At 69.9% G+C, this 11,757-nt stretch carries 9 protein-coding genes; all 9 read right to left on the reverse strand.

The genetic code is table 11. The features are described from left to right. Positions 1-519 (reverse strand): hypothetical protein (locus J0L98_RS19670; RefSeq protein ID WP_296413665.1); only part of this gene is annotated, 519 nt, incomplete at its 3' end. An 85-nt stretch (positions 520-604) separates the two neighbouring features. Further along, entirely contained in the window at positions 605-1,921 is a 1,317-nt protein-coding gene (gene guaD, locus J0L98_RS19675) for a guanine deaminase (protein ID WP_296413666.1), read from the reverse strand. Positions 1,922-1,926: 5 nt separating this feature from the next. After that, positions 1,927-3,291, reverse strand: coding sequence for an 8-oxoguanine deaminase (locus J0L98_RS19680; protein WP_296413669.1), 1,365 nt, complete (start codon positions 3,289-3,291; stop codon positions 1,927-1,929). Between the two features lie 635 nt (positions 3,292-3,926). Continuing rightward, positions 3,927-4,847 carry an ABC transporter permease gene (locus tag J0L98_RS19685; protein WP_296413671.1) on the reverse strand — a complete coding sequence of 307 codons (921 nt, stop codon included), beginning with the start codon at positions 4,845-4,847 and terminating at the stop codon, positions 3,927-3,929. A gap of 95 nt (positions 4,848-4,942) precedes the next feature. Next, positions 4,943-6,013 carry an ABC transporter permease gene (locus J0L98_RS19690; RefSeq protein WP_296407343.1) on the reverse strand — a complete coding sequence of 357 codons (1,071 nt, stop codon included), beginning with the start codon at positions 6,011-6,013 and terminating at the stop codon, positions 4,943-4,945. Continuing rightward, positions 6,000-7,577, reverse strand: a complete 1,578-nt coding sequence (locus J0L98_RS19695; protein WP_296413673.1) for an ABC transporter ATP-binding protein — start codon at positions 7,575-7,577, stop codon at positions 6,000-6,002. The genes J0L98_RS19690 and J0L98_RS19695 overlap by 14 nt, the downstream gene beginning before the upstream one ends. Next, the gene (gene xdhC / locus J0L98_RS19700) at positions 7,574-8,590 is read right to left on the reverse strand and encodes a xanthine dehydrogenase accessory protein XdhC (protein ID WP_296413674.1); all 1,017 of its coding nucleotides are present in this window, start codon (positions 8,588-8,590) and stop codon (positions 7,574-7,576) included. The genes J0L98_RS19695 and xdhC overlap by 4 nt, the downstream gene beginning before the upstream one ends. A 49-nt stretch (positions 8,591-8,639) precedes the next feature. Continuing rightward, positions 8,640-10,955 carry a xanthine dehydrogenase molybdopterin binding subunit gene (gene xdhB, locus J0L98_RS19705; protein WP_296413676.1) on the reverse strand — a complete coding sequence of 772 codons (2,316 nt, stop codon included), beginning with the start codon at positions 10,953-10,955 and terminating at the stop codon, positions 8,640-8,642. After that, positions 10,952-11,757: FAD binding domain-containing protein (locus J0L98_RS19710; protein ID WP_296413678.1), on the reverse strand; the 806-nt coding region annotated here is incomplete at its 5' end. The genes xdhB and J0L98_RS19710, both read right to left, overlap by 4 nt.

Genomic DNA, 11,757 nt, shown 5'->3' on the forward strand with positions numbered 1-11,757 from the left:
CATCGTCGCCAACCGCCCACGGCCGCGCTTGGAACCCGACACTGTCGCCTCATCAGCCTCGGCCACCGCCACACTGCTACCAGCAGCGACACGCGGCGGCAAGCCCAGCCGCGCACGGATCTTGTTCACGGCCGCGGCCGGGAAGTCGTAGCCGGTAGCCCAGCGTCCACTGTCGGTCTCCGGGTAGACGTCGACCACGCGGTGTAGTTTGCCATCGAGATAGACCTCGGCCTTGCCGCCGGTGGCCTGCACGTCGCACTTGCCCGAGCAGTCGGCCATCGCGCTCATCGAGGCCGAGCACTTGGGGGGCTGGAAGTCGAGGGCGATCTTGATGTTCGCCCCCATCTTCGCCTTGACCTCGCCCATCACCTTGATGGCGCCCTTGCACGCTTCCTGGGCGTCCTTGCCCTCGGGAGCGCCGAGGTCTTTGCCCAGGGCGTTGCAGGCGACCTTGAGCTGGCCGTCCTCAAGGGTCAGGAGGACGGCGTCGACGGTGAGAATGGGCTGCGGGCGGGGCATGGTGTAGTAGCCGTGAGAAACGGGCGCCAATGTGCCATCGCCCCCATGGTAAGGCAATCCGCCAGGCTGTGTCGGGCTGTCGACCTCACCCCAACCCCACCCTCTCCCCCATCACATGCGTCGCCAGCACGCATCGCTCATCCCCCAGGATCATCAACGCGAACAGCCTTTCCGCCAGGCTGTGGGTGTTGTCCATGCGCCAGGCGAGTTCGGGGGTGGCGGTCCAGTCGAGGACGGTGAAGTCGGCTTCGTGGCCGGGCTGGAAGTTGCCGATGTGGTCGTCCAGGTAGAGGGCGCGGGCGCCGCCCAGGGTGGCGAGGTACCAGCCGCGCATGGCGGATAGGGGCGTGCCGTGGATCTGGCTGGCCTCGTAGGCCTGGCCGAGGGTGCGGATCAGGCTGAAGCCGGTGCCGCCGCCCACGTCGGTGGCGAGGCCCACGCGCAGGCCGGTGGCGGTGCTGGCGGCGTAGTCGAAGGCGCCGCTGCCGAGGAAGAAGTTGGAGGTGGGGCAGAAGGCGGCGGCGGCGCCGCTGGCGGCCATCTCGCGGCGTTCGGCGTCGGAGAGGTGGATGCAGTGGCCGTAGATCGTCCGCGGGGCGAGCAGGCCGTAGTGGGCGTAGACGTCCAGGTAGCTGCTGCGCTCGGGGAAGAGCTGCCGTACCCAGTCGATCTCGGCGCGGTTTTCGGCCAGGTGGGTCTGCAAGTGCAGGTCGGGGCGGGAGGCGAAAAGTTCGCCGGTGGCCTGCAACTGTTCGCGGGTGGAGGTGGGGGCGAAGCGCGGGGTCAGGGTGTAGCCCAGGCGGCCCTTGCCGTGCCAGCGTTCGATCAGGGCCTGGATGTCAGCGCGGCCCGATTCGGCCGTGTCGCGCAGGGTGTCGGGGCAGTGGCGGTCCATCAGCACCTTGCCGCACAGCATGCGCAGGTTTTTGGCCTCGGAGGCCCGGAAGAAGGCGTCCACCGAGTGGGCATGCACGGTGGCAAACACCGATGCGGTGGTGGTGCCGTGGGCGAGCAGGCGGTCCACCACGAAGCTGGCGGTCTTTTCGGCCACGGAATAGTCGGCAAAGCGGGCTTCGGCTGGGAAGGTGTAGTCGTTGAGCCAGTCCAGCAGCTGGCGCCCGTAGGAGCCGATCACGCCGGCCTGGGGGTAGTGGATGTGGGTGTCCACCAGGCCGGGCAGCACCAGCTTGCCGCGGTGGTCGTGGAAGGTGGCGGCGTCGCGGATGGCCGGTGGCATGTTGGCGCGGAGGGCGGCCCAGGGGCCGGCGGCGCGGATGTGGCCGTTGGTGATCCACAGGGCGCCGTCGTCGAAGAACTCCCAGGCGGCCGGGTCGTCCGTCGGGCCGGGGTCGTTCAGGTAGTGGAGGATCTGGCCGCGGACCAGGACGTGGGTGTCGGACATGGGCATCACAGGGCTTCAGCCAGCTGGCGGGCGAGGCGGTTATGGTGATGGACCACGCGCCCCAGGTCCACCGTCTGCAGGTTGCCGTCCATCACCACGGGGCGGCCATTGATGAGGCTCATGTCCACGCGCTCGGGGGCGCAGAACACCAGGGCTGCCACCGGGTCGTGCACGGCCCCGCCGGACAGGGCCAGGGTGTCGGCGCGGAAGGCGATCAGGTCGGCGCTCATGCCCGGGGCGAGGGCGCCGATGTCGTCCCGGCCCAGCACCCGGGCGCCGCCCAGGGTGGCCAGTTCCAGGGCCTGGCGGGCGTTCATGGCCGCCGGGCCGTGGCCGACCCGGGCCAGCAGCATGGCCTGACGGGCCTCGCCGAGCAGGTCGGCGCCGTCGTTGGAGGCGGAGCCGTCCACCCCCAGGCCCACCGCCACGCCAGCCGCGCGCATGGCCGGGATGGGGGCGATGCCCGAGGCCAGGCGCATGTTGGAGCAGGGGCAGTGGGCCACGCCGGTTCCGGTGCGGGCAAACAGGGCGATGCCGGCGTCGTCGAGCTTGACGCAGTGGGCGTGCCACACATCGGGCCCCACCCAGCCCAGGCTCTCGGCGTACTCGGCGGGGGTCATGCCGAAGCGCGCGCGGCTGTAGGCCACGTCGTTGTCGTTCTCGGCCAGGTGGGTGTGCAGCGACACCCCGTAGCTGCGCGCCAGCAAGGCCGATTCGCGCATCAGGTCGGTGCTCACCGAGAAGGGCGAACAGGGCGCCAGGGCCACCCGCAGCATGGCGTGGCGGGCCGGGTCGTGCCAGGTCTCGATGAGGCGGCGGCTGTCGGCCAGGATGGTGGCCTCGTCTTCCACCAGGTGGTCCGGCGGCAGGCCCCCCGCCGAGCGCCCCACGCTCATGCTTCCGCGGCAGGCATGGAAGCGCATGCCGATCTCCCGGGCCGCCTCGATGCTGTCGTCCAGCCGGCTGCCGTTGGGGTAGATGTACAGGTGGTCGGACGAGGTGGTGCAGCCCGACAGGATCAGCTCGGCCATGGCGGTGAGGGTGGAGGCCCGGATCATCTCGGGCGTCAGCCCGCCCCACAGGGGGTAGAGGGTCTGCAGCCAGCCGAACAGCTCGGCATCCTGCGCCCCGGGCACGGCGCGGGTCAGGCTCTGGTACATGTGGTGGTGGGTGTTCACCAGGCCGGGCAGCACGATGCGGCCGCGCAGGTCGATGACCTCGTTGGCGGTATCGGGGAGCTCGGCGGTGGGGCCGACGGCTTCGATGATGCCGTTGCGGATGAACACCGCGCCGTCGGGGATCTCGCGGCGTTGGGCGTCCATGGTGACGAGGACGTCGGCGTGGTGGAGGAGGAGGGTTTTGGTGTTCATTTTCTTATGGTCGTGTTTGCTGGGGGGCTTTCCCCGTCGATTACGTAACGTTGGCCGGGTCTCGCCCCGGCGGGCGACTGACTTTCTTGCGTCGCCAAGAAAGTCAGCAAAGAAGGCGACCCGGCCACCCCGGTCATTCGCTGCGCGAATGACTGCCCTGCGCTGCTCCCAGCAGGCGGCCGGCGCGGAACTCGCCCTTCGGGCTCAGACAGCCGCGCCGGACTTCCCCGCCCGCTGGTGCGCTGCTCGGCGGGGCGGAACGGGCTTTTCGGATACACCGAGCCCCTGCGGAAATTGAGTCGGGCACTGGCCGTTGATCACCTGCATTTCCTCTCCCCTCTGGCGCGCCGACTGGAGGGTTCGGCAGGCGGAAAAAGGGCTGCGCATGTCTGAGCCCGCAGGGCGAGTTTGCGCAGACTCCGCCTGACGAGCCCGGAGGGAGGGAACCCCCGCAGGGGGCGCGACAGCGGGGTACGTTTTCTTGCTTTCTTCTTTGTCGTACAACAAAGAAGAAAGTCGGCCGCCGGGCCGAGACCCGGCCAACGATACGCAAATCACCGCAAAGCCGACCAGTAACGGCACCCGCACATCGCACCCAGGTCGAACGAATTCGACCCCACGGCGCACCCCCATCCTCACGGCATCCACGGCTTGCCCAGCGAAGCCGGCAGGTTCAGCTGCAGCAGCCGCTTGTCCCGCGAGATCAGCACCAGCACCACCACCGTGGCCAGGTAGGGCAGGGCGGCGAGGAACTGGACCGGCAGGGCGATGCCCAGGCCCTGGGCGTGGAACTGCAGGATGGTGACGCCGCCGAAGAGCCAGGCGCCCAGCAGCAGGCGGGTGGGGTTCCAGGCAGCGAAGACCACCAGGGCGATGGCGATCCAGCCGCGGCCGGCGACCATGTTCTGCACCCACAGGGGCGTATACACCGTGGACAGGTAGGCCCCGGCGATACCCGCCATGGCGCCGCCAAAGAGCGTGGCGCCGTAGCGGATGGCGATGACCGGGTAGCCGATGGCATGGGCGGCGTCCGGGGCTTCGCCGACGGCCTTCAGCACCAGACCCAGGCGGGTCTTCCTGAGTACCCACCACACGCCGACGAAGGTGACGAGGCCCAGGTAGGTGACGGCGTCCTGGTGGAAGAGGATGCGGCCGATCACCGGGATCTCCGACAGGCCGGGGATGTCCAGGGGCGGCAGGCCGGGCAGGCTGTAGCTGACATAGTGCTGGCCGATGAAGGCCGACAGGCCGATGCCGAAGATGGTCAGGGCCAGGCCACAGGCGGCCTGATTGGCGGCCATGGACAGGGACAGGATGGCGAAGATCAGCGCCGCCAGCATGCCGGCCACGGCCCCGGCCGGCAGCCCGGCGAGGGCGCCACCATCGGAGTGGGCGGCCGCCGCAAAGCCGGCGACGGCGCCGATCAGCATCATGCCCTCGACGCCCAGGTTGATGACACCGGTGCGCTCGGCCACCAGCTCGCCGAGCCCGGCGAAGATCAGCGGCGTGGCGGCGGCCAGAGTGCCGGCGAGGACGGGGATCAGGTGTTCGATCATGAAGCCTCCTGTAGGGGCGGCTTCAGCCGCCCATGGTGCGTGGTGTCATTGGCGTCCGCGGGCAGGTGAAGTTGTCACCCCGCGGGCTGGGCCCCTCATGCGTAGGCCGGCCGGGGCCGGGGCTTGAGGCGGTAATCGACGAACACGTCGGCGCCCAGCAGGAAGAACAGCAGCATCCCCTGGAACAGGCCGGTGATGGCGGCGGGCAACTGCAGGGCCACCTGCGCAGCCTCGCCACCCAGGTAGAGCAGGGCCATCAGCAGCCCGGCCAGCACGATGCCGATGGCGTTGAGGCGGCCCAGGTAGGCCACGATGATGGCCGCAAAGCCGTAGCCCGGCGAGATGTTGAGGTTGAGCTGGCCCACCGGGCCGGCCACCTCGCCCACGCCCGCCAGCCCGGCAGTGAGGCCGGACAGCACCAGGCTCACCCACACCGTGCGGTTGGCCGAGAAGCCGGCGTAGCGGGCGGCTGCCGGCGCCAGGCCACCGACGGTGAGCTGGTAGGCCAGGAAGCTGCGCGAGGTGAAGATCCAGAAGGCCAGGGAGGCGACGGCGGCGATCAGGATGGCGGCGTTGACCCGCATGCCCTCGAACCAGGGGGCGAACAGGGCCGGGTCACCGAACATGATGGACTGGGGGAAGTTCATCCCCTCCGGGTCGCGCCAGGGGCCGTTCACCATGTAGGACAGGGCGAAGGTGGCCACGTAGGCGAGCATCAGGGTGGTGAGGGTCTCCTGGGCATTGAAGCGGGTGCGCAGCAGGGCCGGGATGGCCCCCCATAGGGCGCCGCCGATGGCGCCGGCGATGACCATCAGGGGCAGCACCCACCAGGCATCCACCCCGTCGAAGGCGATGGCCACGCCGCCGCCGGCCAGGGCGCCCATGATGAGCTGGCCCTCGGCGCCGATGTTGTAGATGCGGGCCCGGAAGCCGATGGCCAGGCCCTGGGCGATGAGGATCAGCGGCCCGGCCTTGACCATCAGCTCGCTCCAGCCGTTGCCCGACGAGAGGGGCTGGATGAAGAACACGCCGAAGGCCTCGACGGGGTTCTTGCCCAGGGACAGGAAGAGCAGGGAGCCGACGGCCAGGGTCAGGCCGATGGCGATGAGGGGCGCCAGCAGGCGCATGCGGGCCGACGGTGTCGGGCGGGCTTCAAGCAGCGGCATGGGCGGGCTCCCGGTCGGTGCCATGGGTGTCGGAGAACAGCCCCGACATCTGCATGCCGATCTTCTCGGCGTTGGTCTGCTGTTTGGGTACGGCCTCGGACAATCTGCCTTCGGCCAGCACGGCGATGCGGTCGCAGATCTCGAACAGCTCTTCCAGCTCTTCGGAGATGACCAGGATGGCCACCCCCGAGCGCGACAGGTCGATCAGGGTCTGGCGCAGGAAGGCGGCGGCGCCCACGTCCACCCCCCAGGTGGGCTGGGCGACCACCATGGCGATGGGCTGCTGCATGATCTCCCGGCCGACGATGAACTTCTGCAGGTTGCCGCCGGACAGGCTGCGCGCAGCCGCGCCGGGCCCGCCGCAGCGCACGTCGAAGCGTTCGATGCAGGTCTTGGCGAACTCCCAGGCCGCCTTCGGGCGCAGGAAGCCCTTCTTCACCAGCCCGTGGCCGTGGGCCGACAGGGTGGCGTTGTCGGCGAGGCTCATGGGCGGCACGGCACCGCGGCCAAGGCGCTCTTCGGGCACGAAAGTCAGGCCGCGCTTGCGCCGACGGCCGGCGTCCAGGTGGCCCACTGGCGTACCGGCCAGGACCACCGTGTTGGCGGGGCCGGTGGTTTCGCCGGAGAGGGCAGCCAGCAGCTCGGCCTGGCCGTTGCCGGAGATGCCGGCAATGCCGAGGATCTCGCCGCGGCGCACCTCCAGGGCGATGTCCTTGAGGGCGGTACCGAAGGGGTCGTCAGGGGTGTGGGACAGGCCGCGTACCGTCAGTACGGGGGCGGCTTCGCCGGTGAAGGCGGGCACCTCGCACACCGGCAGCTCGCGGCCGATCATCATGCGTGCCAGGCTGGCCGGCGTCTCCCGGGACGGGGTGGCGGTGCCGGTGACCTTGCCGCCGCGCATCACCGTGGCGCTGTGGCACAGGCTCTGGATCTCGTGCAGCTTGTGGCTGATGTAGAGGATGCTGACCCCCTCCGACGCCAGGCGGCGCAGGGTCTCGAAGAGCTTCTGCACGGCCTGGGGGGTGAGCACCGAGGTGGGCTCGTCGAGGATCAGTAGCTGGGGCTCCTGCAGCAGGCAGCGCACGATCTCGACCCGCTGGCGCTCACCTACCGACAGGCTATACACCAGCCGGTCCGGGTCCAGGGGCAGGCCGTAGCGGGTAGACACCTCTTTCACCCGGGCGGCCAGGCCCTTCAGGTCGAAGGGTTCGTCCAGGGCCAGGGCGATGTTCTCGACCACGCTCAGGGTCTCGAACAGGGAGAAGTGCTGGAAGACCATGCCGATGCCGAGCCGGCGGGCTTCCGAGGGGTTGGCGATGACCACCTCGCGCCCGTTCCACTGGATCTGCCCGGCGTCGGCCTGCACCGCGCCGTAGATGATCTTCATCAGGGTGCTCTTGCCGGCACCGTTCTCGCCGAGCACGGCGTGGATCTCGCCGGGGCCGACCTTGAGGTGGATGCCGTCATTGGCCACCACGCTGGGGTAGCGCTTGGTGATACCGGTCAGTTCCAGGCGTGGCAGGTTGTCGGGCGGGCCGCTGAAGGGGGGCGGAGGTGTGCTCACGAGCGGGCTCCCGAAAGAAGAAAGGGGGTGATCGCCACCGGCCGCACGGCCCGGGCCACGGCCTGGCGGGCTTCGCGCACCTGCAGCAGTTGGGCCGTGACGGAGGCGGCGATGACCGCCGGCTGCTTGCTGTCGATGCCCGGGATGCCGATGGGGCAGGTCATGTCGAGGAGGCGCCGGGGTTCAAGGCCACGGGCGATGAGGCGGTGCTCGAAGCTCGCCCGCTTGGTGGCCGAGCCGATGAGGCCGAAGAAGGCGAAATCGTGACGGGTGAGGATGGCCTCGCACAGGCTGAAGTCCAGGCTGTGGTCGTGGGTCAGGACCAGGAAATAGCAGCCCGGGAGCGCGTCGTAGACCTCGGTGGCGGGGATGTCGGTAGCGACGGTGAACACCCCTTCGGGGATCGCCTCCGGGAAGATGTCGTCCCGGGTATCCACCCAGGTGATCTGGGCGCCCAGGGGGGCCAGACTGCGGACGATGGCCTCACCCACGTGCCCGGCACCGAACAGCACCACCGGGAAGCGGGTAGTGGCCACCTGCTGCTCGAACTGCCAGTGCCCGCCATCGGACCAGAAATGGGCCGGGTCGCCCTTGCCCGGGTCCCGGTCGGCCAGGGACCACAGGCTGCCTTCGTCCCCCGATACCAGCCGGCGCTGCAGGGTGTCACCGCCGGCCACGGCTTCGGCGCGGGTGCGCCAGATGGCGGCGTCACGCACGTCGATGCGCTCCAGCGCCAGCCACACCACGCCGCCGCAGCATTGTCCCAGGGATGCACCGAGGGCAAAGCGCATCAGGCGCGGCGGGCCGCCCTCCACCAGCAGCTCCCGGGCGGTGGTGCTGGCCAGCCACTCCAGGTGGCCGCCGCCGATGGTGTCGGCGGTGCTGGCGCGGCCCACCAGCATGGTGGCGCCGGCCTCCCGGGGGGTCGAGCCATCGGTACGCACCACGGTGACAAGCACCGCAGGCTGGCCGGCTTCCAGCCAGTTGGCGAGGGTATGGAGCCAGTCGTTCATGGTGACACCTCCAGGTGGGCGGTTTGGGCTCTGAGTCGTCGGGTCGCGATCACAGCGCGCCTCCGTTCAGGGCCTTGAGAATGGCCTCCGGCGTGGCCGGTGCGTCGAGCCGGGGGCGGGCGCCCGGGCCGAGGGTGGCCGCCACCGCGTCACGCAGGGCGAAGAACACCGAGAAGGCCAGCATCAGCGGCGGTTCGCCGACGGCCTTGGAGCGGTGGATGCTGTCTTCCACGTTGTCGTTGTCGAACAGGGCCACCCGGAAATCCCGCGGCAGGTCGGAGATGGCCGGGATCTTGTAGGTGGAGGGGGCGTGGGTGGCAAGGCGGCCGTCGCTGGCATAGACCAGCTCCTCGGTGGTCAGCCAGCCCATGCCCTGGATGAAGCCGCCTTCGATCTGGCCGATGTCCAGGGCCGGATTGATGGAGCGGCCCACGTCGTGGAGGATGTCCACCCGCAGCACCTTCGATTCGCCGGTCAGGGTGTCGATGGCCACTTCGCTCACCGAGGCGCCGTAGGAGAAGTAATAGAAGGGCCGCCCCTGCATGGTGACGGGGTCGTAGTGGATCTTGGGCGTCTTGTAGAAGCCCGCATCCCACAGTTGCACCCGCGCCCGGTAGGCGTCGGACACCACCGCAGCGAAGGGTGCATCGAAGCCCGGCGCGCTGACCTGGCCGGCGGCAAACAGCACGGCGTCCTGGCTCACGCCCAGGCGTTCGGCCACGAAGCCGGCGATGCGTCCGCGGATGGCCTGGCAGGCGGCCTGGGCGGCCTTGCCGTTGAGGTCGGTGCCGCTGGAGGCGGCGGTGGCCGAGGTGTTGGGCACGCGGCTGGTGTCGGTGGAGGACAGGCGCACGTCCTCCACGGGCAGGCCGAACTCCTGGGCGACGATCTGGCGGATCTTGGTGTACAGGCCCTGGCCCATCTCGGTGCCGCCATGGCTGACCAGCACGGTGCCATCGTTGTACACATGCACCAGCGCCCCGGCCTGGTTGTAGAAGGTGGCGGTGAAGGAGATGCCGAACTTCACCGGGGTCAGGGCCAGCCCCTTCTTGATGATGGGGCTGGTGGCGTTGAAGGCGTCGATGGCGGCACGGCGGGCGGCGTAGTCGCTGCTGCCGGCCAGCTGGTCCACCAGCGGACCGATCACGTTGTCCTCCACCTGCATGCCGTAGTGGGTGACATTGCGGTGGGTGCCGGCGCTGTCGCCGTAGAAGTTGGCCTGGCGCACGGCCAGGGCATCCCGGCCCAGGTGGCGGGCGATGTCGTCGATCACCGATTCGATGGCGAACATGCCCTGGGGGCCGCCGAAGCCGCGGAAGGCGGTGTTGGACACCGTGTGGGTGAGTCCGCGCAGGCTCAGGATGTCCACCGCGTCCAGATAGTAGGCATTGTCGGCGTGGAAGATCGCCCGGTCATTCACCGGCCCCGACAGGTCGGTGGAGAAGCCGCAGCGGGAGGCCAGCAGCAGGCGCAGGCCGAGGATCTGCCCGCGATCGTCAAACCCCACCTCGTACTCGATGTGGAAATCATGGCGCTTGCCGGTGATGCGCATGTCGTCATCCCGGTCGAGGCGCAGCTTGACGGCCTTGCCGCTGCGCACCGCCAGCACCGCGGCAATGCAGGCGATCTGGGCGGACTGGCTCTCCTTGCCACCAAAACCACCGCCCATGCGCCGGCATTCGGCGATCACCTGATGCACCCGCCAGCCCAGGGCATGGGCCACCATGTGCTGCATCTCGGTGGGGTGCTGGGTGGAGGTGAGGAGGCGCAGGCTGTGGTCTTCGCCGGGGATGGCGCAGGCGATCTGGCCCTCCAGATAGAAGTGCTCCTGGCCGCCCAGCTGGATCTCGCCCCGCAGGCGGTGGGGCGCCGCGGTCAGGGCGGCGGGGGTGTCGCCACGGCTCACCTCGACAGGGGGCAGCACCCAGGATTCGGCTTCCGCGGCGGCCTCGGCAGTGAGGATGGTGGGCAGTGGATCCACCTCCACCCGGGCCAGGCGTGCGGCGCGGCGGGCGGCGTCGTGGCTGTCGGCGGCCACGGCGAACAGGGGCTGGCCGTGGAAGAGGATCTCGCCGGCGCACAGGATGGGGTCGTCGTGCTTCACCGGCCCGCAGTCGTTGATGCCCGGGATGTCGGCGGCGACGATCACGTCACGCACCCCCGGGGCGGCCCGCACCGCGGACAGGTCGAGCACGCGGATGCGCCCGTGGGCCACGCCGGACAGCCCCAGGGCGGCATGCAGGGTGCCGGCGGGCACGGCAATGTCATCCACATAGGTGGCCCGCCCGGTGACGTGCAGGTGGGCGCTCTCGTGGGGCAGACCGGCGCCAACGCCGGGCAGGGGTTTGGGGTCGGGGGCGTTCACAGGGTGTCCTCCAGGTCCGCCAGGCGGATCGGCACTGCCCCGTCGCCGCTTTCCGGGCTCTCAAGCCACAGGCGCTGCAGCAGTCCGGCCGCCACCCGGCTGCGGTAGGCAGACGAAGCGCGCATGTCGGAGAGGGGGGTGTATTCCCGGGCCAGCACCTGCGCCGCGGCGATCACGGTGGCCTGGCTCCACGGTCGGGTGAGCAGGAAGGCCTCGGTGGCGCGCGCCCGCAGGGGGGTGGCGGCCATGCCGCCGAAGGCGATGCGGGCGCCCTGGACATGCCCGCCACGGATGTCCAGGGCAAAGGCGCCGCACACCGCCGAGATGTCCTGATCTTCCCGCTTGGAGACCTTCCAGGTACGGAAATGGCGATCCGCGGGTGGCGGCGGGAGGTGCAGCCCGAGCACGAACTCGCCGGCCTCAAGGGCCGTCTTCTGGTAGGCGAGGTAGAAATCCTCCAGGGGCAGCCGGCGCTGGCGCTCGCCCCGCTGGAGCAGGATCTCGGCGCCCATGGCGATGAGGCCGGGCATGGAGTCGCCGATGGGCGAGCCGTTGGCCACGTTGCCGCCCAGGGTGCCGGCGTTGCGCACCGGCAGGGAGGCGAAGCGGCGGGCCAGTTCGGTCCAGGCCGGCTCGAAGGTGGTGAGGGCATCGAAGGCATCCGTGAGGCTGGCGCCGGCGCCAATGTACAGCCCGGCCGAGTCGGCACGGATGGCCTTCAGTTCCTCCACGGCACCCACGTAGATCAGATCGCCCGGATCCTTCAGTTGTTTGGTGACCCACAGGCCCACGTCGGTGCAGC

Source organism: Zoogloea sp., assembly GCF_017302315.1.
Classification (GTDB): domain Bacteria; phylum Pseudomonadota; class Gammaproteobacteria; order Burkholderiales; family Rhodocyclaceae; genus Zoogloea.

Bases quoted from the DNA above. Each gene is read 5' to 3' on its own strand.
- guaD (WP_296413666.1), bottom strand. From the start codon at position 1,921: ATGTCCGACACCCACGTCCTGGTCCGCGGCCAGATCCTCCACTACCTG.
- J0L98_RS19680 (WP_296413669.1), bottom strand. From the start codon at position 3,291: ATGAACACCAAAACCCTCCTCCTCCACCACGCCGACGTCCTCGTCACC.
- J0L98_RS19685 (WP_296413671.1), bottom strand. From the start codon at position 4,847: ATGATCGAACACCTGATCCCCGTCCTCGCCGGCACTCTGGCCGCCGCC.
- J0L98_RS19690 (WP_296407343.1), bottom strand. From the start codon at position 6,013: ATGCCGCTGCTTGAAGCCCGCCCGACACCGTCGGCCCGCATGCGCCTG.
- xdhC (WP_296413674.1), bottom strand. From the start codon at position 8,590: ATGAACGACTGGCTCCATACCCTCGCCAACTGGCTGGAAGCCGGCCAG.